Here is a 23,004-nt window from a genome sequence, read left to right as displayed (position 1 = left end):
CTAATAGGCGCTGTCGTGCTTCAGGAGCGCGAAAGGCGTCGCCAGCATGATGTAGAGGTCGAAGAAGACCGACCAGTTCTCGATGTAATGCAGGTCGTGCTCGACGCGGCGCTGCAGCTTCTCCTGGGTGTCCGTCTCGCCGCGCCAGCCGTTGATCTGGGCCCAGCCGGTGATGCCCGGCTTCACGCGGTGGCGGGCGAAATAGCTGTCGACCACCTGGTCGTAGAGCCGGTCGGCCGCCTTGGCCTGAAGCGCGTGCGGCCGCGGGCCGACCAGCGAGAGGTCGCCCTTGAAGACCACGTTGATGAGCTGGGGCAGTTCGTCGATCGAGGTCTTGCGAAGGAAGCGTCCCACCCGCGTGACGCGGGGGTCGTCGCGGGTGACGAGCTTCGAGGCGGCGGCGTCGGCGGCGTCGGTCCGCATCGACCGGAATTTCAGGACCTCGACGAGCTCGTTGTTGAACCCGTAGCGCTTCTGCCGGAACAGGATCGGTCCCTTGGAGTCGAGCTTCACGGCGATGGCGGCGACGAGGAGGATCGGCGCGCACAGGATCAAGGCGGCGACGCCGACGACCTTGTCGAACAGCCATTTCACGACGTGGTCCCAGTCGGCGATCGGCCGGTCGAAGACGTCGAGAACCGGCACGGAGCCGACATAGGAATAGCTCCGCGGCCTGAGGCGCAGCTTCGAGGCGTGGGCCGAGAGGCGGATGTCGATCGGCAGGACCCAGAGCTTGCCCAGCATCTGCAGCAGGCGGTTCTCGGCCGAGATCGGCAGGGTGAAGATGACGAGGTCGAGCGGCGTGCGGCGGGCATGCTCGACGAGGTCCGACACCTGGCCGAGCTTCTCGTAGCCCCCGACCACCTTGGGCGAGCGATCGTCGTCGCGATCGTCATAGACCCCGACGATGCGGATGCCGCTGTCCGGCTGCGCCTGGAGCAGGCGGATGATCTCGTTCGCCGGCTCGCCGCCGCCGACGATCGCGGTCCGGCGGTCGAAACGGCCGGCCCGGGTCATGGTCGCGACCCACATCGAGGCCGCGAAGCGGAAGGCCAGGATCACGACGAGCCCGATGCCGAACCAGCTGCCGAGCCAGACGCGGGAGAATTGCTCGCCCGCCTTCAGGAAGAACACGGCGGCCATCGCGGCCAGGAAGACGAAGGTCCAGGCCGCGGTCAGCTTGAGGCAGGTGACCAGGAAGGAGCGGAGCGCGGAGATCGAATAGGCGCCCACGGCCTGGAAGGCGAGCGACGACAGCGCCGCGACGGCGAGCACCGCTGACAGGTAGGTCCAGTCGAAGGGCGTCGTCTTGGACACGTAGGCGAGCTGGACGCCGATCCCCACGACGGCGATCGCGGCGGCCTCGACCACGCGCACGACCCCCGTGACGACCACGGCCGACAGCCGCGATTCCCGGACCTCGCCGCGGGCGGGCCCCGGCCGGAGTGCTCCCGCTTCCCCGGCGCTGGCTGCGGCGCCGAGCATCTGCCGAAAGTCGATCCCGCTCATGGGTCCGTCCATACGCAACGGGAGCCGCGGCCGGCATCGTGCCGAGGCCCGGCTCCACCCCGAGTCTTAGGCCGGGAGGCTTACGGAAGGCTCAACGGGACCGGAGAAAGTCGGGGCTAGGCGGGCACGATCCCACGCGCGGCGCGGGCGTCCCGGTAGCCATCGAGGCCGCCTTCCACCATCCGGTCGATGCAGAAGCCGGCATGGACGTAGCCCGAAAGGGTTTCGGCCTTGGCGCGCCGCGCCGCTTCCGGCTCGACATATTTCGCAAGGATCGCCCTGGCGAGAACGACCGGATCGTCGGGCGGGATCAGTTCCTCCGCATGCGGCCCGAAGATCTCGCCGATGCCGCCGACATTGGTGGACACGAGGGGCTGCGCGGCCGCCGCCGCCTCGAGGATGACATAGGGCAGGGATTCCGCCTTTGACGGAATGACCATGATGCGGCCCCGGGAGAGCGCGGCCCGGATCGGCTGCGGCGGCACGAAGGCCGTCGAGTCCCAGATCCCGGCGTGTTTCGCCCGAAGATGGAGTTCCGCCTCGCTCGGGCCCGATCCGACGACGAGAAGGGTCATCCGGACCTGGTGCTCACGCCGGATCAGGGCGACCGCATCGATCAGGGTCTCGACGCCTTTGGCGGCCCTGAGTTCGCCGATATAGAGGAGGTCAAAGGGGTCGGGCACGCGGTCGAGCGGCTCGAATTCCGCCTCCGCAATGCCGTTATGGACGACGCGAACGAGCTTCGTCGTCGTGCCGACGAAGGATTCGAAGCGCTTCTTCACGTATTCGCTCTCGAACAGGAAGACGTCCGTCCTCCGTCCGAAGATCGATTCCGCGCGCATGTAGGTGAGGTGCGACAGCGATCCCGGATTGTAGTTGAAGCTGCCGCCATGGGGTGTGTAGGCGCGGATCACCCGGCGATCGAGGCTCGGCACCGCGACGAGGCGCGCATAGGCTCCGCCCTTCGATCCGTGGCCGTGGAGCACGTCCGGCTTCACGCGACGGCATAGCCCGGCGAGCGACGTGACGGCGAGGAGGTCGCGGGGATGCGGCAGGCGCCGCATCGGGATCCGGTGGATGCCGAGTTCGAGCGTCGGCCGTATCGCGGCGAGCACGTCGTCGGCCCGGCTGCCGCCGGTGCTCGAATCGCAGAAGATGCCGACGGCGTGCCCGCGCGCGACCTGGCCGCGCGCGACGTCGAGAACGTGGCGGAACAGGCCTCCGAGCGGCGCCCGGAAGACGTGCAGGATCCGCAAGGCCCGGCCCGGTGAGGCCTTGGCCTCGTCTGCATTCATCGGCCCGCTCAGAACCATCGTTCCTTGATCACGATCGTGTCGCCGGGACGAACCGGGTAGGTGATCGGCACCTCGCCGATGACGACGCCCCGGACCGTCCGGCGGGTGAGTTCGGCGATATCCCGATCCGCCCGCGGCGTGAACCCGCCGGCAATCGCGACCGCCGTCTGGACCGTCATGCCGTTCACGTAGGGGAACTGGCCGGAGGTCGTGACCTCTCCCAGGATGAAGAAGGGCCGGTAGGCATCGACCTCGACGGTCACCTTCGGCTCCCGGATGAAGCCGCCCTTCAGCTTGGCCTCGATCGCGGCCGCGGCTCCGGCGGTGCCGAGCCCGCCGACCTGGACGGGTCCGATCAGGGGCATCGCGATCCGGCCGGAGGCGTCGATCTGGTAGATGTTCGAGAGGGAATCCTGCCCGAAAACGATGATGCGGAGCTTGTCGCCCGTCGCGAGACTGTAGGCCTCCTGGCCGCGCAAGTCGGCCGCGATCACGACCGGACGCTGGCGGAAGCAGCCGCCCAACGGAAGGGCGGCGGCGGCGAGGAGGCCGAGGGCGTGTCGCCTGTTCATACCATGCAATCCGGAGGACGAAAGACACCTCTGACTACCCGGAGCATGGTTAACGAAGGGTGTGCCGGACCGTCGATAGCCGGATGAGAGCAGAGACAAGTCGTGCGGCACGCTCGATTTTCGGCGAGCCAGGACAGACGAGTAGAAACGCTTGTCCGCGCCAGGCGGAACGTGAGAATGGCGGCCCTTAACGTGCCTTCAACCTTAACCGGGTCTTCTGCAAGCGTTGATTCACCGTATCGCGTTATCGGATCACGCTCATGCCGCAAGCTTTCGCGTCCACCATCCCGAGCTATCAGGCGCAGCCTTCCGAGGCGAGCGTGGCCGATGTCGGCCGGGCCGTTCTGCGCCACTGGCGCTGGGTCGTGATCCCGACCCTCGCGGCCTTCGTGCTGGCGCTGCTCTTCGTGACGCTGGTCAGCCCGCGTTACACGGGCGAGTCGAAGCTGCTTCTTCAGGCAAGCGACACCTACTTTACCCGGCCGGCCGGGAGCGAGCGCGTGGAACAGCAGCCGCTGATCGACGAGCAGGCGGTCGCGAGCCAGGTTCAGGTCGTGATGTCCCGCGACCTCGCCCGGGAGGCGATTCGGCAGCTCGGCCTCGTCGGCAACGCCGAATTCGATCCCGAGGTCAGCGGCCTGAACCTCTTCCAGCGGCTCGCCGTGATGCTCGGCGTCGCCAAGGACCCGCTCGCCCATGCGCCCGAGGAACGGGTGCTCGACAAGTTCTACGACAACCTGCTCGTCTACCCCGTCGGAAAATCGCGCATCGTGGCGATCGAGTTCCGGTCCAAGGACGCGGATCTTGCCGCGAGAGGCGCCAACACCATCGCCGACCTCTATCTCGGCCGTCAGGACGACGCCAAGAAGGACCAGGCCCGCTCCGCCTCGACCTGGCTCGGATCGAATGTCGACGCCTTGAGGTCTCGCGTGGCCGAGGCGGAGGCCAAGGTCGAGGCCTTCCGGTCGAACACCGGCCTCCTCGTTGGCGCCGGCACCACCACGATCTCGGCCCAGCAGCTCTCGGAACTCTCGACGCAGCTCGCCCAGGCGCGTTCGCAGAGGAGCGATTCTCAGGCAAAGGCGAAGCTGATCCGCGAGGCGATCCGGGAGGGACGCGCCTTCGAGATCCCGGACGTCGCCAATAACGAGCTGATCAGGCGGCTGCTCGAACAGCGCATCAACCTGCGGACCCAGCTTGCCCTCGAGCAGCGCACGCTCCTGCCGCAGCATCCGAGGATCAAGGAGCTGAACGCCCAGGTGCAGGATCTCGAATCCCAGATCCGGCTCGCGGCGGAACGGACCGTCCGCACGCTCGAGAACGATGCCCGCATCGCCGGGACACGGGTCGAGTCGATCGAGACCGCGATCGAGCAGCAGAAGAAGATCGTGTCCGAGGCGAACGAGAACGAGGTCAAGCTCCGGGCCCTCGAACGCGAGGCCCGCGCCCAGCGCGAGCAGCTCGAAAGCTATCTCGGGCGCTTTCGAGAGGCCTCCGCCCGCGACACCGATTACGGCGCGCCGCCGGATGCCCGCGTCGTCTCGCGCGCGGTCACCCCGCAAATCCCGTCCTTCCCGAAGAAGCTGCCCATCGTCGGCCTCGCCACCTTCGCGATGCTGATGCTCACGGTCGGCTCGATCATGGCCCGCGAACTTTTGGCGACCCGACCGGCCGGCGCCGTCTCGCTCCTGCCCTACGAATCCGAGCCGGCCCAGACGGTCTATCCCTTCCCGGCGAGAGGCTCGCGCGAGTTCGACTTCGACCTCGGCCATCTCGGCCGTGGACCGATCCTCGACGGGCGCGCCCGGGCCGCCCATGCCGAGCCGACCGAGCCCGATCCGCGCTACGATTTCGGCCAGCTGGTCGAGCGGGTGTCGCGGCATGATCCCGAGGGGCGTGGCCGCCGCCTGCTGGTCGCCGGCCTCAGCGGCCGCGAGGACGCACTCCTCGTCTCGCGCGGCCTGGCGATCACGCTCTCGCGCGGCCAGCGGGTCATTCTCCTCGACATTGATACCGACGAGGAAACGCCCGTCGACGCCGTTCCCGGGCTCACGGACCTCGTCGCGGGCGAGGCCTCGTTCTCGGAGGTCATCCAGCGCGATTCCGGCTCGTCTCTCCACCGGGTCGCGACCGGAACCCTGCTGAACGAGGCCCTGACATCCTCGCCCGAGGGTCTGGACGTGGCTTTGCAGGCTTTCGAGAGCACCTATGACTGGGTGATCTGCGCGGTGCTGGGCAACAGCGACGAAGCTCTGCTCCGCCTCTTCGCCAGCCGGGCCGACACGGTGGTGCTCGCGTCCAATCTCGAGCCGGCCAACCCGGATCTCGTTCATAGCTACGAGACGGCGAAGGCGGCCGGGGCCGCCCAGGTCATCGTCGCCCGGGAACACGCGACCGTCCTCGACGAGGCGGCCTGAGGGTCCACCCCCCGTCCTTCCGGGGCTCGGCGCGGGCGAACCCGGAACCGGCGGAAGCGCGTCGTAGCGGAACGCGATCCAACCTCGTGCGAGCCGTGGGTTCCGGGTTCAGCGCTTCGCGCCGCCCCGGAATGACGGTGAGTCAGCCCCGCAGCGTCGCCTTGATCCGCCGCGCCCGGCCGACCATCGTCATGGCCCGAGGGCTCGCCTTGACCCGTCGCTTCAGGTCGACAGCTGTGCCGTGGAGCGTCGCGTAGATCCGGCCCCGGCCCGTCACCGGGACGACGACGTCGACCAGCGCCTCGACGGTATCGCAGATGCTGCGCTTGTAGCGCGCATCGCCGACGCCGAGGTCGAAGACGCTCCGGCCGCGGGCGCATTGCAGGCGGATGACGTCCGTCACCAGGATCTCGCCCGGGCTGAATTTGGCGGCGTCCCCCTGTTCGAAGGAGACGAACATGCCGCTGAGCCGGTGCGGGTCGGCCGCGCCGCCGAGGACCGCCACGATCCGCTCCCCGCAGACGAGACCGTAGAGTTCGATCGCCGGGGCCTCGATGCCTTCCGGGATCGCGGCGGCCCGGATGAATGCCCGCATCCCGGGCTCGGCGAAGGGATCGGCGATGCCGAGTTCGCCGAAGCGGGTCTCCTTCTGCTGGAAGAAGGCGTCGAGGATGCGGTCCACGCTCGCGGGGTCGCGGCCCTCCAGGATGGAGACGGGCCCGAGCTTCGCGAGCCCGCGCACCTTGTTGCGGAGCTTCTTGCGGGCCTCGGGGCTCATGCTGCGGGCGAGGGTCGCGTCGCCGTCGGCTTCGAGCGGAAGCGACCAGGCGTCGCTCGGGCTCGGGCGTCCGCCCGAGGCGAAGGGGTTCGGCTGGCCGTGCCAGATCGTGGGCATGTTCGGCCAGGCGAAGGCGTCTACGCCGAGGGCCTGCCCGATCTGACGGAGGAGGGCGCGCGTCCGCTCGGGCGTGAGCGCGGGGAAGAGATCGGACCGGATCAGCGGCAGATTGTAATTGACGTGCTTGCCGCCGATCGCGGCCGCGACACGGGCCCCGAAAGCCCGCTCGACCTGGAGCGGCATCGTCACCGCCAGGCGGCCGGCCGCATCGCGCAGCACCGCAACGCGGATCTCGCCCGAGGGCGGGACATTCCGCGCGAGATGCGCGATCCAGTCGTATCGCCCGTAGGGCGACATGACCGCATTCCGCTCGAGTTCGCGCCAAGCGGATTCGGCTGCAGCCAGTCCGTCAGCGATCTCGATTGTGAAGGCACCGGTTCCGCTCTGGACCGAAAGCCGATCGGGGAAGTAGGCCGCGGCCGCGATCGTCGTCATCCTGGCTCCGATGCCTCGGCGCGCAGGCCGGGAGCGTCGAGCGGTAACGGAGCTTTGTTAAACCGGCGCTAAGCCGGTTCCATGTCTTCGCGCTTCCTGTCTTCCAGCTTCAAGCACCGGGTGATCGGCGCCGGTTTCCGGGCCGTGGCCGCGACGGGCGCGGATCGCTGGCTTGCGCCGCTCGCGAGAGGCGAGGGCGCCATCCTCATGTTCCACCACGTCCGGCCCGCCCGGCCCGATCCGTTCCAGCCGAACCGCCTCCTCGAGATCACGCCCGAACATCTCGATCGCACGCTCACGCTCGTGCGCCGGCTCGGCTACGCCATCGTGCCCCTCGACGAGGTGCCGGACCGGCTGAGGCGAGGGGGAGGGCGCTTCGTCGCGCTCACCTTCGACGACGGCTACCGCGACAACCGTGACCACGCGCTCCCGATCCTGACAAGCCACGACGCGCCCTGGACGATGTTCGTCACCACCGACTACGCCTCGGGCGAGGGCCGCCTCTGGTGGCTCGAACTCGAGGAGGTGATCCGCCGCTCGGACGAGATCGGCCTCGACGGCCGCACGCTTCCCTCCCGCACCTTCGACGAGAAGAACGCGGCCTTCGCCGCCGCCTATGCCGACCTCCGGGCCGGCCCCGAGCCGCGCCTCCGCGAGATCATCGGCGCCTGGTGCGACGAGGCCGGCATCGACCGCCGCGCGCTCGTCCGCTCGCTCTGCCTCGGCTGGGACGAGATCGCGGCACTATCCCAGGAGACTGGGCTCACGATCGGAGCCCACACGCTCACGCATCCCATGCTGGCGAAGCACGACGAGGCCACGGCGCGGCGCGAGATCGTCGAGAGCCGGGGGATCATTGCCGAGCGGCTCGGCCGCGAGATCCGGCATCTCGCCTATCCGGTCGGCAATCCGGGTTCCGCCGGCCCCCGCGAATTCCGCCTCGCGCGGGAGGCCGGCTACGGCACTGCCGTGACGACCCGACCTGGCCACCTCTTTCCCGCGCATGCCGACCACCTGGCCGCCCTGCCGCGCGTGTCCGTGAACGGCCTCTACCAGAGCGAGGCGGCCGTGCGGGCGCTGATGTCGGGCGTGCCGTTCCTGCTCTGGAACCGCGGCCGGCGCCTCGATGTCGGCTAGCGGGTCTCGGGCCCGTCCATCCACTTGATCAGCGGCATCAGGGGAAAGACCCAGGCGATGCCGAGGACGACATAGACGACCGTCTGGACGAGTTTCGGGGCGTCGACGATCCGGCTCTCCGCGAGCGCCATCGCCATCAGCGCGTAGAAGCAGACGAAGACGAAGATCGCGACGGTGCCGAGGAGGGTGCGGATCCGGCGGTTCATGACGAGGTCCATGGGAAGCGCGGGTCGCGCCCGGGGTGCGGCTTCGGCGGTCGTTGCCGGTGGGGGTCCTGGGTTTTATGTGTCGGCGGAACCCGGCCGACAAGCGCGGCGCTTCGTCCGGCCGCGGCGCGCGCCCGTCCGGGTGCATCGAGTTCCGAGAGCGTCATGGCCGTCTCCGCCGCCACCGCCGAACCGCATGACGTGACCGGCGACCCCGCCCGGGTCCGGCCCCGGTCGCGCCTCGTCTCCGTCTGGCTCTGGAGCCTCGTCGTCCTCGTTGTCGTGATGGTTGGGATCGGCGGCGCGACGCGGCTTACGGGATCCGGTCTCTCCATCACGGAATGGAAGCCGGTGACCGGCGCCGTGCCGCCGCTTTCGGACGGGGCCTGGACCGCGGAATTCGAGAAATACCGCGCCTCTTCGCAATACCGGAACCTGAACCGTGGCATGGACCTGCCCGAGTTCAAGACGATCTACTGGTGGGAGTGGAGCCATCGGCAGCTCGGCCGGCTTTTGGGACTCGTCTTCGCGGTGCCGCTCATCGGATTCTGGGCGACGGGCGCGATCCGGACGCGGCTCGCCTTCGCGCTCCTCGGGATCGGCGCCCTGGGCGGGCTGCAGGCAACGGTCGGCTGGATCATGGTCGCCTCGGGCCTCGAGCCCGGCATGATCGCGGTCGCGCCGCTCAAGCTGATGCTGCATCTCGTGCTGGCGAGCGCGATCCTGGCGCTGCTGGTGTGGGTCGCAACGGGGCCGAAGCCACCCCGTCATCCCGGGGCCGCGGAGCGGAACCCGGAACCCATGGAAGGGCCACGGAAGGAGAGCGCTCCACGAACAGTGCAAGCCGTGGGTCCCGGGTTCTCGCTCCGCGAGCCCCGGAATGACAGGGTGGATGCTCTTCGAGCCGCAGGCGAGCCTCGAAGCACGCATCTCGCCGCGGCCATCTTCCTCGGCCTCGTCCTGCTCCAGATCGCGCTCGGCGGGCTCGTCGCAGGGTCGCGGGCGGGCTGGACCTACAACACTTGGCCGCTGATGGACGGCCGTCTCGTCCCGCCGGTGGAGGCTCTGACGAGCGTCACGCCCTGGTTCGAGAACTTCGTCGACAACCCGGCCCTGGTGCAGTTGAATCATCGACTGACGGCCTATCTCCTCGTCGCCTTCGCCCTGTGGCAGGCATGGTCGCTGCGGCGGAGGCTGCCCGGGTCGCCGGCTTCGCACCGCGCGGCCGGATTGGCCGGCCTCACGCTCGCCCAGATGGCGCTCGGGATCGCGACCCTCGTCCTCGTCGTGCCGCTCTGGGCCGGCCTCGCCCATCAGCTGTTGGCCATGGCGCTCCTCGTCGCGGCGACGGTCCATCTGCGGCGAAGCCGGACCGCCGCCGCGTAGACGCGGCTTCGTCGCGCTTCAGCGCAGAGGTCGGATTGCGGCCACGCCCGCGCCGGCTTTCGCCTCGGCCAAGCGGTGGGCCGTGTTCACGAGCGCAACATGGGAGAAGGCCTGGGGCGTGTTGCCGAGCTGGCGACCGGCCTTCGGGTCATACTCCTCAGCCAAGAGGCCGACATCGCTGCGGAGCGCGAGCAGCCGCTCGAACAGAGCCTCTGCGTCGGACACGCGGCCGATGCTGATCAGCGCGTCGGCGAGCCAGAAGCTGCAGGCCAGGAACGCTCCCTCCGGGCCATGCAGTCCGTCCGCACCTTCGCTCGTGTGATACCGGCGCACGAGGCCGTCGACGACGAGGTCGCGCTCGATCGCCTCGATGGTGCTGCGGATCCGGGGGTCGTCCGGCGGCAGGAAGCCGACTCTCGGCAGCAGAAGCAGGCTCGCATCGAGCGCCGTCTCGCCATAGGCCTGCACATAGGCCCCGACCTCGAGGTCGAAGCCGCGCGCGCAGACATCGCGGTGAATCTCGTCGCGGATGCTTTTCCAATGCTCGATCGGGCATTCGTCGAGACCGAACTCCTCCGCGCTCCGGATGCAACGGTCGAACGCCGTCCAGGCCATGATCTTGGAGAAGGTGAAATGGCGCGACGCGCCCCGCACCTCCCAGATGCCTTCGTCGGGCTCGCGCCACAGGGTCTCGAGCGCTTTCAGCATCCCCTTCTGCATCGACCAGGCCTGCGAGCTTTCCGGCAGCCCGCCGACGCGTGCTTCGTGGAGGAGGCTCATCACCTCGCCATAGACGTCGAGCTGCAACTGCCCATGCGCGCCGTTGCCGATCCGGACGGGCTTCGAGCCGGCGAATCCGGGTAGCCAGTCGATCTCCCATTCCTCGAGCCTCCGCTCGCCGGCGAGCCCATACATGATCTGCATGCGGTCCGAGCCGCCTGCGACGGCGCGCACGAGCCAGTCGCGCCAGGCCTCGGCCTCGTCCATGTAGCCGGCATTCATCAGGGCGAAGAGCGTCATCGCGCTGTCGCGCAGCCAGCAATAGCGGTAGTCCCAGTTGCGGCCCCCGCCGATCCATTCGGGAAGCGAGGTGGTCGCGGCGGCCACGATCCCGCCCGTCGGCGCATAGGTCAGCGCCTTCAGCGTGATGAGGGAGCGCTCGACGGCCTCCGCCCAGGGCTTCGGCATGCGCACGTCGCCGTCGAGGGCGGCGGGGCGGTAGCGGCCGGCCCATTCCGTCCAGAAGGACTCGGTCTCGGTGAGCGCGACCTCGAAGTCGATCGCGGTCGGGATCGGCAGATGCGAGAGCCCGTGGGTGAGAACGAAGGGGATCGTCTGGCCCGCCTCGACCGTGAATTCCGCGACCGTGCGCATGTCCTCGCCGCGCAACTCCACGGGCGAGCGCAGGACGACCATGTCCGGCCCCGCGATCGCCCGCACGGCGCCGTCTTCGGCCCGGCTGACCCAGGGAATGTCGGCGCCGTAGCCGAAGCGGAGGACGAGTTCCATCCGCATCGCGACCGAGCCCCGCTCGCCGACGACGAGGCGGACCACATCGGAATTTGTGCCCCGCGGCGGCATGAAATCGACGAGCGTGACCGCTCCGGCGTCCGTTTCGAACCGGGTTTCCAGGATCAGGGTATGGGGCCTGTAGCGCCGCGACATGCGCGCGCTCACGTCCTCGGGCGCGATTTTCCAGCGACCGTGGTCGGGGGTCCCGAGCAGGGCGGAAAAACATGCGGGAGAGTCGAAACGAGGCCAGCAGAGCCAGTCGATCGAGCCGTCCCGCCCGACCAACGCCGCGGTCTCGCAATCGCCGATGAGCGCGAAATCCTCGATCCGACACTCGGCCATCGTCATTCCTACGCTGGCCTGCGATCGGGGCAGCGCAGCGAGAAGATGATGGGCCGGGCTTCGTTCCGGCCGGCCCCGGACCGTCTCTCGGGAACGTGAAGATCCCGGGACGGCGCGGGACTCAGACGTCCAAAGCGGCGTCGAGATCGGCGATCAGGTCCGGCGCATCCTCGAGCCCGATCGAGAGACGGACGACGTCCGGTCCGGCGCCTGCCGTCATCTGCTGGGCCTCCGTCAGTTGCCGGTGGGTGGTCGAGGCCGGATGGATCACGAGCGAGCGCGTGTCCCCGATATTCGCGAGATGCGAGAACAACTTGAGCTTCGAGACGAGCGCGACCCCCGCCTCGTAGCCGCCCTTCACGCCGAAGGTGAAGACCGCGCCCGCGCCCTGCGGGCAATAGCGCTGCGCGAGCGCATGGTAGCGGTCGCTCTCCAGTCCCGGATAGCTGACCCAGGACACCCGCTCATGGCCGGCGAGGTGCTTCGCCACGACGAGCGAGGTGTCGGATTGGCGCTGCATCCGGAGCGGCAGCGTCTCGATGCCCTGCAGGATCAGGAAGGCGTTGAACGGCGAGAGGGCGGGGCCGAGGTCGCGAAGGCCCAGGACCCGGCAGGCGATCGCGAAAGCGAAGTTGCCGAAGGTCTCGCCCAAGACCATGCCGTTATATTCCGGGCGCGGCTTCGACAGCATCGGGTAGCGGTCGTCGCCGGTCCAGTTGAAGGTGCCGCCGTCGACGATGATCCCGGCGATCGAATTGCCGTGTCCGCCCAGGAACTTGGTGGCGGAATGGACGACGATGTCGGCGCCGTGCTCGAACGGGCGGATCAGGTAAGGCGAGGCCATCGTGTTGTCGACGATGAGCGGGATGCGGTGCTTCTTGGCGATGACGCCGAGCGCCGCGATGTCGACGATGACGCCGCCCGGATTGGCGATCGATTCCACGAAGATGGCCTTGGTCTTCGGGGTGATCGCGGCTTCGAACGAGGCCGGGTCGTCGGAATCGGCCCAGACCACCCGCCAGTCGAAATTCTTGTAGGAGTGGTTGAACTGGTTGATCGAGCCGCCATAGAGCTTGTTGCCGGCGATGAACTCGTCGCCGGGCTGCATGAGCGCGTGCATGCAGAGGAACTCGGCCGCGTGGCCCGAGGCGACCGCGAGCGCGGCCGTGCCGCCTTCGAGCGCGGCGACGCGCTCCTCGAGCACCGCGCAGGTCGGGTTGCCGATGCGGGTGTAGATGTTGCCGAAGGCCTGCAGCCCGAACAGCGACGCAGCATGGTCGACATCGTCGAAGACGAAAGCGGTCGTCTGGTAGATGGGCGTGGCGCGGGCCCCGGTCGCCGCGTCCGGAGCCGCTCCCGCATGGACCGCGAGCGTGTTGAAGCCGGGTGCCTGGTCAGCCATCTCGTTCCCCCGCTGTTCTGAATAACAGACGTTTGTCTGGAATAACGGACGACCGCGCGGGCCGTCAACCGGAGCCGGGCTGTATCGCAGAATCCGGCGGACGGCGAGGCGTCAGCCCTGCTGCTCGGAATGGTGCGAGACGAAGAGCCGACCGCGTTCCGTCCAGGTCACGACGAGGGCCGCCAGGATCGCGAGACCGCAATAGCCGGCCGCGATCGGCATCACGGTCCCGTCGAAGGACCCCCCGATGAACAGCCCGCAGAGCGCCCCGACCACCGTCGTGTAGACGCCGATCAGCGACGAGGCCGTGCCGGCGACATGGCCGAGCGGCTCCATCGCGAGGGCGTTGAAATTCGGGAAGGAGAGGCCGAGCAGGAATTGCGCGCAGGCGAGCAGGATCCCGAAGAGGAGGAGCGGCGGGCGCCCCGAGGTGAGGAGCGCCGTGCCGAGCAGCACGACGCCCACGACGACCAGACCCAGCATGCTGGCATGCGAGATCCGCCGCATGCCGAAGCGGCGCACCGCCTTGGAATTCACGAGGGCTGCCAACCCCATCGACAGGGCCAGGAGGCCGAAAGCGACCGGGAAGAGGCTGCCGAGCCCGTAGGTCTCGGTGAAGATCTGCTGCGCCGATCCGACCATGGTCATCACGCAGCCGAACATGAGCCCGACCGCCGTCGCGTAGCCCATAGCGGTCCTGCTGCTGAGCGTCGTCCCAAAACCGCCCGCGATGCGGGAGGCGGAGAAGGGCATCTTGTTCTCGGGCGCGAGGGTCTCGGGCATCCGGAGCCAGAACCAGATCCCGAGCGCGAGGCCGGTCGCCAGCATGGCGACGAACATGACGTGCCAATCCCCGAGAAGGAGGAGCAGGCTGCCGATCGCGGGCGCGAAGATCGGGACCATGATGAAGACGGTCATGTTGAGCGACATGACCCGGGCCATGTCCCGGCCCGAGAAGCGGTCGCGAACGATGGCGGTCGCGAGCACCCGTCCGGAGGCGGCCCCGATGCCCTGCACGAAGCGGGCGGTGAGGAGCGAGGCGAGGTCGTGCGCGAAGATCGCCATCGCCGACCCGATCAGGAAGATGACGGCGCCCGCGAGATAGGCGGGCCTCCGCCCGACCACGTCCGAGGCCGGCCCGAAGACGAGCTGCGCGGCGCCGAAGCCCAGCATGTAGACGTAGACGACGAGCTGGAGCCGGTTCGGATCCGCGACCCCGAAGCTCGACCCGATGGCCGGGAAGGCAGGCAGCACGGCGTCGACCGCGAAGGCGGTCACGCCCATCATCAGGGCGACCAGGATGACGAATTCGGTGAATCCGGGCTCGGGCCGTCGCAAACGTGCGGCAGCGATCCCCGGCGGGATGGTGGCGTGCATGGGGCGGTCTGGACCGGCGAGACGGGCCGCGCAACCCGATCCTCCGCATGGGAGGCCTGTCCGGCCCGAAGTCTGCCGGGCCGGCGCGTGCTCTCAGACGCGACCGTAGGCGACGTATTGGGCGCCGAGCGGAAGCTGCCCGAGGGGACGCTCCAGAATACCGGCCCAGCGCTCGTCGCTCGGCAGCGCCAGGAAGTGGCGGCTCCGGATGCCGTGCAATCCTCCGCCTCGCAGAAGGCCGCGGGCTTCGCGCGCGTCGAGCAGCACGGCGTCGTCGTCGAAAGGACAGCGCGCGACCGCGAGCCGCGTCAGCGGATTCCAGGGATTGTGCTCCATCAGGACGACGAGGCCGCCCGGCCGGGTGACCCGCCTCATCTCGGCGAGGAGCGCTTCGCGCCGCTCGGGCGCCACGTGATGGAAGACGCAGACGGCGAGCGACGTGTCGAAGGCGGCGTCTGGCCAGGGCAGCGTCTCGTCCGTCTGCTGGCGGTAGTCGATGTCCGGGTGGCGAAGCCGGGCGGCTGCCAGCGACTCGCCCGACGGATCGCATCCACCCAGAGGTCCCGCGATCGGCCGGATGAGGTCGTGCATCGCGCCGACGCCGCATCCGACATCGAGAAGGGCAGGGCGCCGGGCCGGGAAATGGCGGCCGAACAGCTCCGACAGCACGCGGACCTTGGCGCGAAGGAATACGTCGTGTTTCAGGCCAGAAAAGGCGATCGATCGCTGGACGACGTCGCCGTAGCTGGATCCGTAGGCGTCGAAGGATGAGGTCACGGCGCGAGGCGCAGGGCCGGGACCGCCCGCCTCGGTCCCGACGGCGCCGCGGCATGGTCCGACGCTGCGGCGACATCCTCGTCGAAGCCGACGGAGCGGCCGACCACGTAGAGCGGACGGTTCTTCACCTCGGCATGGATGCGGCCGACATAGAGCCCGACGATCCCGGTCATGAGCAGGTTCACGCCGGACAGGAGGGAGAGGAGGACCACGGTCGAGGCCCAGCCCGCCACGAATTGCCCCTGGTGAAGGGATTCCCACACCACCCAGGCCCCGAACAGAAGCGCGCCCAGCGACACGATGCTGCCGAGCCAGAGGGCCAGGCGAAGCGGCGCGTCCGAGAAGCTGACGATCCCGTCGAAGGCGAGCCGGACCATCTTCGACCAGCCATAGGCGGTCTGGCCCGCCAAGCGCGGCGCACGATGGAAGGTGACGGCCGTCTGCCGGAACCCCATCCAGCCGAACATGCCGCGCACGAAGCGGTCGCGCTCGGGCATAGCCCGGAAGGCGTCGACGGCCTTCCTGTCGACGAGGCGGAAGTCGCCCACATTCTCCGGGATGTCGACCGCGGTCATGAAGCGGAGCGCGCGGTAGAACAGGCGCGCGGTCCAGAGCTTGAACCAGGTCTCGCCCTCGCGGCTCAGCCGGCGCGCATAGACGATCTCGTAGCCTTCGCGCCATTTGGCGACGAGGTCGAGCACCACCTCGGGCGGGTCCTGGAGGTCGGCATCCATGATCACGACCGCCTGACCGCGGGCCGCGTCCATGCCGGCCGTGATCGCGATCTGGTGGCCGAAATTGCGCGACAGGGCGAGGTAGCGGTAGCGGGAATCGTCGCGCGCCCGGGCCGCCGCCACGATCGAGCCGGTATCCCGGCTGCCGTCGTCGACGATGATGACCTCGGCCGGACCGTCGAGCTTCGCCAGCAAGGCGTCCAGCCGCCGCAGCAGGACCGGCAGCACCGCCTCTTCGTTGAAGATCGGGATGACGAGACTGTAGAGCGGCCGTTCGGACTTGGAACTCGGCATCTCGGTGTCCGCGGCGATTCGAAATATCCCGTCAGACTGGCCGGTCGAGGTTAAGGCGGCGTTGCGCCGGGTGCGGGCATTCCGCGACGGATTCGGTAGAGGGTGAAGCGGCCGCCCTCCGACATCGGCACGAGGAGAGCCGAACGCGGGTTCGGCACCTTCGGGCCGAGAAGGTAGAGATAGTCGAAGTCCCTGGTCCACCCCGCGAAATAGGGAGGTGTCTCGGCCCGGAGCCTTCCGTCCGCCGCCGCCAGGAGCAAGTCGAGCGGGACCGGGCCGCCCTCCTGCGGAGCGAGGTGGCGGTAGGTCTCGCGGATGCTGATCGGCTGCTTGCCCGCATAGGTGAAGAGCGTCGGCACGAGCGCGTCGGCGTAATGCACGGCCAGCGTCGGCGCGTGATAGATCGGGTAGTCCAGGTAGTTGGGCGGCGGGTCGGGGCTGTCGCCGGAATGGCCGACCAGCACCCGAGAGCCCGGGTTCAGCAACCGGAACGAGGCAACGAGAGCGCGGTAATCCGGCCGGTAGCTGAGCTGCGTGGCGGCGACGACGGCGAGATTCGCGAGCGCCACGAGTGCGAGAACGATCCCGACGGTCATGCGCCAGCGGCCGGCCGGTAGTTCGAGCCGCAGGAAGGCCGGCAGGATCAGGGCCGCGGCGACGAGAACGCGGACGTCGACGAAGGCCGTGTCCCGGAGCCGGAACGGCATCGCGAGGTACAGAAGGCCGAACCCGGCTGCGAGCCAGGGTCCGGCACCGACGAGTTTGAGATGTCCGGCCCGTGCGGCGGCGTAGGCCGTGACCGCCAGGACGACGGTGAGGGCCATCGAGGCCTCCCGGCTGAAGCCGTTCAGGAAGAAGAGCCAGCCGAGCTTGTGCTGGAAGCCCCATTCCGTGCGGGCTCCGCCGACCGAGCTGCCGAGCGCGCCGGCGAGCGCCGCCCAGACCACGACGGGTATCGCCATCAGGGCGAGGCTGCCGGCCGTCCGAGCAAGCGACCAGCGCTCCTGCCGGGAGCGCCAGAGTTCGTACAGGCCGATCGCGATGCCGTAGAGGCCGAGCGCGAAGAGGTGGCTCACATAGAGGAGTACGACGAGGACGCCATGGAGACCGAGCCGCAGCGCCGGACGCGACCCGGCGAGCCCGATCCAGGCCGCGATGCCCCAGAGAGCCAGGCCGAGGGCGAATTCGAAATTCACGAAGGCCCAGGCGAAGGGGATGCTGTAGAGGAGGAGCGAGGCCGCGACCCCGGCCGTGACGACAGAGCTCCGGGCCGCCCTCGCGAGCGCCATCGCTCCGCTCAGGATCAAGATCTGCCCGGCGAGATAGAGGAGCCGTGTCGCGGTCTCGACGCCGATCAGGCGGGCGAGCGGCGGGACCAGCAGGTCCATGGCCAAATTCGGGTAGAGCGCCCAGCTCACCTCGTAGAACGGGTGGGGCGAGGAGGAACCCGCCCGGGTCAGGACCGACATCCGGGCGAGGTGGTTCGGGTAGTCGACCATCGCCGGGATGTCGACGAAGAGGATCGGGCAGAGCGACAGCACCAGGAGGGCGCCGAGCGCTATCGTGGCAACGCCTGGGCGAGGCGGCCTGCGCGTGGGCGCGGATTCCATGGCCATGCTGGACATGCGCCTTGCTAGCCCGGACGGCGTGAATGCCGGGTTTCGGCCCACCTGAACAAACATTAATCCCGGGGCCAGGACACCTTCACGCGCGCTCCGCACATTGGGCATACGGCCCGAAGCGACACGATCAGCGTCGCGGAGGGCTCCCAGACAGGAGCCTGCCCCATGTCCCAACACGACCTGCCCGCGTCATCTCCCGTCCGCCGGAAGGCCCTCGCCTCCGTCGCCGCCGTTGCCCTCGTGGCATCGGGCGCGATCGGCGGGACCCTGCTCGATGGGCGTAGCGCCTTCGCGCAGGCTCCGATCACCGTCTCGCCCCAGGCGCAGGCGCCGGCTTCCTTCGCGGATGTCGTCGATACCGTGAAGCCGGCCGTCGTGTCGGTGAAGGTCGTGGTCGAGAGCGCCGCCTCCGAGGATCGCCAGACGTCGTCCCGCACCGAGCGCCTCCCGCCGCAGCTGCGCGAGCTGTTCGGCGAGCGCGGCGGCCGCGATGAGCGCGGCGGCGAAGAGCGTGGCCGCCAGGGCCCGCGTCAGCGCGGCCAGGCCCAGGGCTCGGGCTTCTTCGTCTCGGCCGACGGCTATGTCGTGACGAACAACCACGTCGTCGAGCGCGGCAAGATCGTCCAGGTCACGACCGACGACGGCCGCACCCTCGACGCCAAGGTGATCGGCAGCGACCCGAAGAGCGACCTCGCTCTGCTCAAGGTCGAGGAGGCCGGGACCTATCCCTTCGTGAAGCTCGCACCCACGGCGCCGCGCGTCGGCGATTGGGTCGTCGCGATCGGCAACCCGTTCGGGCTCGGCGGCACCGTGACGTCCGGCATCGTCTCGGCCCGCGGTCGCGACATCGGCGCGGGACCCTACGACGACTTCCTGCAGATCGACGCCCCGATCAACCGCGGCAATTCGGGCGGCCCGACCTTCAACCTCAAGGGCGAGGTCGTCGGCGTGAATACCGCGATCGCCTCGCCGTCCGGGGGCAGCGTGGGTCTCGCCTTCGCCATCCCGGCGTCCACGGTGCAGTCGGTCGTGGCGCAGCTGAAGGATTCGGGTTCGGTCAGCCGCGGCTATCTCGGCGTGCAGATCCAGCCGCTGCCCAAGGATCTGGCCGAGGGCCTCGGGATCGGGCGCGACAAGGGCGCGCTCGTGAACTCGACCCAGCCCGACACGCCGGCCGCCAAGGCCGGGCTGCGGGCCGGCGACGTGCTCGTGTCGGTGAACGGGGAGGCGATCCCGGATGCCCGCGACCTGACCCGGCGCATCGCCGGGCTCCGGCCCGGCACCAAGGTCGAGATCGCCTATCTGCGCGAGGGACGCGAGCGGAACGCGACCGTCGAGCTCGGCCTCCTGCCAGGCCAGGACGTGGCGAGCGTCGACGAGCGCGGCAGCGACCGCGAGACCGAGCGCGGCTCGATCCGACTCGGCCTACAACTCGCACCGGCGGCGCGCGTCGGTGCGGGCGAGGAGGGTGTCGCGGTCGTCAATGTCGATCCCGAGGGTCCGGCCGCCGGCAAGGGCATCCGGGAAGGCGACATCATCCTGGAGATCGGCGGCAAGCCCGTCTCGACTCCCGGCGACGTCGCGACCGGCATCAAGGCCGCGCGCGACGACGGCCGCAAGGCCGTGTTGATGCGGGTGAAGAGCCGCGAGGGCACGCGCTTCGTCGCGGTCGCCCTGCCGAAGGCGGGCTGACCCTTCCGCTCATCCCGGCGAAAGCCGGGATCCAGCCTCCGCACTGGGCCCCGGATCTCGCCGGGGTGAGCGGCGGCGGTGACACGAAGAGAGATCGGGCGGGCAGAGATGCCCGCCCTTTTTTCATTCGGCTCGCGGGGCGTTCCGCCTCCGCTCATCCCGGCGCAAGCCGGGATCCAGGCCCACCACCTAGGCCCCGGCTTTCGCTGGGGTGAGCGGGACTTCCCACCTCCCGGGCGAACCGTCTCTCGGTCAGCTCGCCTGGTAGCTCGGGACCGGCTCGATCCGGCTCGCCAATATCTTGTCGACCCGCCGTCCGTCGAGATCGACCACCTCGAAACGCCAGCCCTGCGTCGTGACATGTTCGCCGGTCGCCGGCAGATGCTGCATCAGGTCGAGGACGAAGCCCGCCACCGTCTCGTAGGCCCGGTTCTCGGGTGCGCGGAGGCCGATGAGGTCGGCCATCTCGTCGAAGGGCATCGATCCCGAGAGGAGCCAGGACCCGTCGTCGCGGTGCACGCTGTCCGGGTCGGCCTCTTCCGTATGGGACCGGAAGGCGCCGACGATCGCATCCAGCGCGTCGGCCGGCGTGACGATCCCTTCGAAATGGCCGTATTCGTCGTGGACGATCGCCATCGGCACCTCGGCGTCGCGCAGCACCTTGAGGACGTCGAGCGCGTCCAGCGTGTCCGGCACGATCGGCGCGTTCCGGATCTTCGAGGCGACGTCGAGCGGCCCTCCGGCGACGAAGGCGGCGAGAAGATCGCGGACATGGACGACGCCCCGGATGTCGTCCGGATCGCCCTTCATCACTGGGAGGCGGGAATGCTGGGTCGCCAGCAGCGCGGTCTTGATCGTCTCGGCATCGTCGTCGAGATCGAGCCAGTCCACCTCCGTCCGTGGGGTCAGGAGGCCCCGGACGGTCCGGTCGCCGAGGCGCAGCACGCCCGAGATCATCAGCCGCTCGTCGCTTTCGATCACGCCGGCGCTCTCCGCCTCCGCGACCAGGGTCCGGATCTCCTCTTCCGTCACGGCGCTGTCGGAGCTCGTGCTCTGGCCGAAGAGCCTGAAGACGAGGCGGGTCGAGACGTCCAGGATCCAGACGACGGGGGCCGCGATCCGGGACAGGAGCCGCATCGGTGGCGCCACCATGCAGGCGACGCCCTCTGCATTCCGAAGCGCGAGGTGCTTCGGCACGAGTTCGCCCACGACCACGGACAGGTAGGTGATCAGCCCGATCACCACCGTATAGCCGATCGGCTCGGCAAACCGGTTCGGCATCCCCTCGTATTCGAGAAATCCGGCCAGTCGCTGACCCAGCGCCGCACCCGAAAAGGCGCCGGCCAGAATGCCGATCAGGGTGATTCCGACCTGCGTCGTCGAAAGGAGGCGGCCGGGGTCCTCGGCGAGGTCGAGCGCCGCGCTCGCGCCGACCCGCCCGGTCTTGACGAGCGCCTTCAGGCGGCTCTTCCGGGCCGAGACGACGGCCAGTTCCGACAGGGCAAAAACGCCGTTCAGGCAGATCAGCACGACGGCGACGACGAGTTCCAGCACGTTCGCATGAGATCCGCACGCGACACGCGCCGACCTCCCTTTCATTGGTCCGGCGGGACCGTACAGCCGTCGCCCAGGGCACCCGCCCGCCCCGAACAGGTCCTGATACCACGAAAACGAAGGGCCGCAGCCTCGCGGCTACGGCCCTGTCAGCTCAGGAGACCTGCTCAGCAGGAATAGTACATCACGTATTCGACGGGATGCGGGGTCATCTCGAACCGGGCGACCTCTGTCATCTTCAGTTCGATGAAGGAGTCGATGAAGTCGTCCGAGAACACGTCGCCCGCCTTGAGGAAGCTCCGGTCGGCGTCGAGGCTCTCCAGCGCTTCGCGGAGCGAGCCGCACACGGTCGGGATCTCCTTCAGCTCGCGCGGCGGCAGGTCGTAGAGATCCTTGTCCATCGCCGGGCCGGGATCGATCTTGTTCTGGATGCCGTCGAGACCGGCCATCAGCATCGCCGAGAAGGCGAGATACGGGTTGGCGGTCGGATCGGGGAAGCGGACCTCGACGCGCTTCGCCTTCGGATTCTGCGTCCACGGGATGCGGCAGGAGGCCGAGCGGTTGCGGGCCGAATAGGCGAGGAGCACCGGGGCCTCGTAGCCCGGCACGAGACGCTTGTAGGAGTTGGTCGACGGATTGGTGAAGGCGTTCAGCGCCTTCGCATGCTTGATGATGCCGCCGATATACCAGAGGCATTCCTGGCTGAGATCCGCATATTTGTCGCCGGCGAAGACAGGCTTGCCGTTCTTCCAGATCGACTGGTGCACATGCATGCCCGAGCCGTTGTCGCCGAAGACAGGCTTCGGCATGAAGGTCGCCGTCTTGCCGTAGCTCTGCGCGACGTTGTGGATGCAGTACTTGTAGATCTGCATCTGGTCGGCCATCAGCACCAGCGTGTCGAACTTCATGCCGAGCTCGTGCTGGGCGGACGCGACCTCGTGATGGTGCTTCTCGACCTTGACGCCCATCGCCTGCATGGCGGCCAGCATCTCGCCGCGCATGTCCTGGGCGGAATCGAGCGGCGGGACGGGGAAATATCCGCCCTTGGTCTGGATGCGGTGGCCCATATTGCCACCCTCGTAATCCGTGTCGCCGTTCGTCGGCAGCTCGACATTGTCGAGCTTGAAGCCGGTGTTGTACGGCTCCGCCATGAACTTCACGTCGTCGAAGATGAAGAACTCGGCCTCGGGGCCGAAATAGGTGGTGTCGCCGATTCCGAGCGACTTCATGAAGGCTTCGGCCTTCTTGGCGATGCCGCGCGGATCGCGGTCATAGGGCTCGCCGGTCGAGGGCTCGAGCACGTCGCAGACGATCGACATGGTGGAGGCCGAGAAGAACGGGTCCATCTGGGCCGTCGCCGGATCCGGCATCAGGATCATGTCGGATTCGTTGATGGCCTTCCAGCCGGAGATCGACGAGCCGTCGAACATGGTGCCCTCGGCGAAGATCTCCTCGTCGATCATCGACACGTCGAACGTCACATGCTGCCACTTTCCGCGCGGATCGGTGAAGCGCAGATCGACGTATTTGACGTCGTTGTCCTTGATCGCGCTCAAGACGTCTTTGGCAGTCTTCATGTCGGCTGGGTCCTTTGTGTCGCGGCAGAAAGCCTGGCGCGGCGGTCGTCGGGAAAGCGCTGGAGGCTAGATCGCGTCGGAGCCGGTTTCGCCGGTGCGGATGCGGATGGCTTCCTCGACGCTCGATACAAAAATCTTGCCATCGCCGATCCGCCCCGTCTGGGCCGCCTTGCGGATCGCGTCCACGGCCTGGTCGACGAGTTCGTCCGCGAGCACGATCTCGAGCTTCACCTTGGGCAGGAAGTCGACCACGTATTCGGCGCCGC

18 protein-coding genes are annotated in these 23,004 nt (G+C 68.6%); 4 read left to right on the top strand and 14 right to left on the bottom strand.

Annotated elements, in window-relative coordinates:
• The 3 genes from ACFE87_RS18810 to ACFE87_RS18800 all read right to left on the bottom strand — a co-directional run bounded on the left by ACFE87_RS18810 (nucleotide 1) and on the right by ACFE87_RS18800 (nucleotide 3,376).
• Complete coding sequence (locus tag ACFE87_RS18810) at nucleotides 1-1,509, bottom strand: undecaprenyl-phosphate glucose phosphotransferase (RefSeq protein ID WP_375461188.1); 1,509 nt, start codon at nucleotides 1,507-1,509, stop codon at nucleotides 1-3.
• 116 nt (nucleotides 1,510-1,625) lie between these two features.
• On the bottom strand, nucleotides 1,626-2,804 hold the full coding sequence (locus ACFE87_RS18805; RefSeq protein WP_375461187.1) for a glycosyltransferase family 4 protein: 1,179 nt from the start codon (nucleotides 2,802-2,804) through the stop codon (nucleotides 1,626-1,628).
• Between the two features lie 8 nt (nucleotides 2,805-2,812).
• The gene (locus ACFE87_RS18800) at nucleotides 2,813-3,376 is read right to left on the bottom strand and encodes a polysaccharide biosynthesis/export family protein (protein WP_375461186.1); all 564 of its coding nucleotides are present in this window, start codon (nucleotides 3,374-3,376) and stop codon (nucleotides 2,813-2,815) included.
• Between the two features lie 260 nt (nucleotides 3,377-3,636).
• Here ACFE87_RS18800 and ACFE87_RS18795 point away from each other — a divergent pair, with 260 nt between their 5' ends.
• Complete coding sequence (locus tag ACFE87_RS18795; RefSeq protein ID WP_375461185.1) at nucleotides 3,637-5,793, top strand: GumC family protein; 2,157 nt, start codon at nucleotides 3,637-3,639, stop codon at nucleotides 5,791-5,793.
• 142 nt (nucleotides 5,794-5,935) lie between these two features.
• Here ACFE87_RS18795 and ACFE87_RS18790 read toward each other — a convergent pair whose 3' ends face one another.
• Nucleotides 5,936-7,126 (bottom strand): GNAT family N-acetyltransferase, encoded by a 1,191-nt coding sequence (locus ACFE87_RS18790; RefSeq protein ID WP_375461184.1) that lies wholly within the window; start codon nucleotides 7,124-7,126, stop codon nucleotides 5,936-5,938.
• Between the two features lie 81 nt (nucleotides 7,127-7,207).
• On the opposite strand from ACFE87_RS18790, the gene ACFE87_RS18785 reads away from it, so the two are divergent.
• Nucleotides 7,208-8,263, top strand: coding sequence for a polysaccharide deacetylase family protein (locus ACFE87_RS18785; protein WP_375461183.1), 1,056 nt, complete (start codon nucleotides 7,208-7,210; stop codon nucleotides 8,261-8,263).
• Here ACFE87_RS18785 and ACFE87_RS18780 read toward each other — a convergent pair.
• A complete protein-coding gene (locus tag ACFE87_RS18780; RefSeq protein ID WP_375461182.1) occupies nucleotides 8,260-8,469 on the bottom strand; it encodes a DUF2842 domain-containing protein in 210 nt (69 codons plus the stop codon). The genes ACFE87_RS18785 and ACFE87_RS18780 overlap by 4 nt on opposite strands.
• 165 nt (nucleotides 8,470-8,634) lie before the next feature.
• On the opposite strand from ACFE87_RS18780, the gene ACFE87_RS18775 reads away from it, so the two are divergent.
• Nucleotides 8,635-9,855, top strand: a complete 1,221-nt coding sequence (locus ACFE87_RS18775; protein WP_375461181.1) for a COX15/CtaA family protein — start codon at nucleotides 8,635-8,637, stop codon at nucleotides 9,853-9,855.
• A gap of 18 nt (nucleotides 9,856-9,873) precedes the next feature.
• Here ACFE87_RS18775 and ACFE87_RS18770 read toward each other — a convergent pair whose 3' ends face one another.
• The 6 genes from ACFE87_RS18770 to ACFE87_RS18745 form a co-directional block, all read right to left on the bottom strand.
• Nucleotides 9,874-11,709, bottom strand: coding sequence for a glycoside hydrolase family 15 protein (locus tag ACFE87_RS18770; RefSeq protein WP_375461180.1), 1,836 nt, complete (start codon nucleotides 11,707-11,709; stop codon nucleotides 9,874-9,876).
• A 121-nt stretch (nucleotides 11,710-11,830) separates the two neighbouring features.
• Complete coding sequence (locus tag ACFE87_RS18765) at nucleotides 11,831-13,111, bottom strand: O-acetylhomoserine aminocarboxypropyltransferase (protein WP_375461179.1); 1,281 nt, start codon at nucleotides 13,109-13,111, stop codon at nucleotides 11,831-11,833.
• 111 nt (nucleotides 13,112-13,222) lie between these two features.
• Nucleotides 13,223-14,488 (bottom strand): multidrug effflux MFS transporter, encoded by a 1,266-nt coding sequence (locus ACFE87_RS18760; protein ID WP_375461178.1) that lies wholly within the window; start codon nucleotides 14,486-14,488, stop codon nucleotides 13,223-13,225.
• Nucleotides 14,489-14,581: 93 nt separating this feature from the next.
• A complete protein-coding gene (locus tag ACFE87_RS18755; RefSeq protein ID WP_375461177.1) occupies nucleotides 14,582-15,265 on the bottom strand; it encodes a class I SAM-dependent methyltransferase in 684 nt (227 codons plus the stop codon).
• Nucleotides 15,262-16,293 carry a glycosyltransferase family 2 protein gene (locus ACFE87_RS18750; RefSeq protein WP_375461176.1) on the bottom strand — a complete coding sequence of 344 codons (1,032 nt, stop codon included), beginning with the start codon at nucleotides 16,291-16,293 and terminating at the stop codon, nucleotides 15,262-15,264. Before ACFE87_RS18750 ends, ACFE87_RS18755 begins: the two co-directional genes overlap by 4 nt.
• Nucleotides 16,294-16,343: 50 nt before the next feature.
• Nucleotides 16,344-17,918 carry a hypothetical protein gene (locus ACFE87_RS18745; RefSeq protein ID WP_375461175.1) on the bottom strand — a complete coding sequence of 525 codons (1,575 nt, stop codon included), beginning with the start codon at nucleotides 17,916-17,918 and terminating at the stop codon, nucleotides 16,344-16,346.
• A gap of 162 nt (nucleotides 17,919-18,080) precedes the next feature.
• Between ACFE87_RS18745 and ACFE87_RS18740 the strand changes: the two genes are divergently transcribed.
• Nucleotides 18,081-19,607 (top strand): Do family serine endopeptidase, encoded by a 1,527-nt coding sequence (locus ACFE87_RS18740; protein ID WP_375461174.1) that lies wholly within the window; start codon nucleotides 18,081-18,083, stop codon nucleotides 19,605-19,607.
• 252 nt (nucleotides 19,608-19,859) lie between these two features.
• Here the strand turns inward: ACFE87_RS18740 and ACFE87_RS18735 are convergent, their stop codons facing one another.
• The 3 genes from ACFE87_RS18735 to ACFE87_RS18725 form a co-directional block, all read right to left on the bottom strand.
• Nucleotides 19,860-21,161 (bottom strand): hemolysin family protein, encoded by a 1,302-nt coding sequence (locus ACFE87_RS18735; RefSeq protein WP_375461173.1) that lies wholly within the window; start codon nucleotides 21,159-21,161, stop codon nucleotides 19,860-19,862.
• A gap of 167 nt (nucleotides 21,162-21,328) precedes the next feature.
• A complete protein-coding gene (gene glnA / locus ACFE87_RS18730; RefSeq protein WP_375461172.1) occupies nucleotides 21,329-22,738 on the bottom strand; it encodes a type I glutamate--ammonia ligase in 1,410 nt (469 codons plus the stop codon).
• Between the two features lie 66 nt (nucleotides 22,739-22,804).
• Nucleotides 22,805-23,004: P-II family nitrogen regulator (locus ACFE87_RS18725; RefSeq protein ID WP_375461171.1), on the bottom strand; the 200-nt coding region annotated here is incomplete at its 5' end.

The organism is uncultured Enterovirga sp. (genome assembly GCF_964242715.1).
Lineage (GTDB): Bacteria > Pseudomonadota > Alphaproteobacteria > Rhizobiales > Beijerinckiaceae > Enterovirga.
This window is presented reverse-complemented; position numbering and strand designations above follow the sequence as displayed.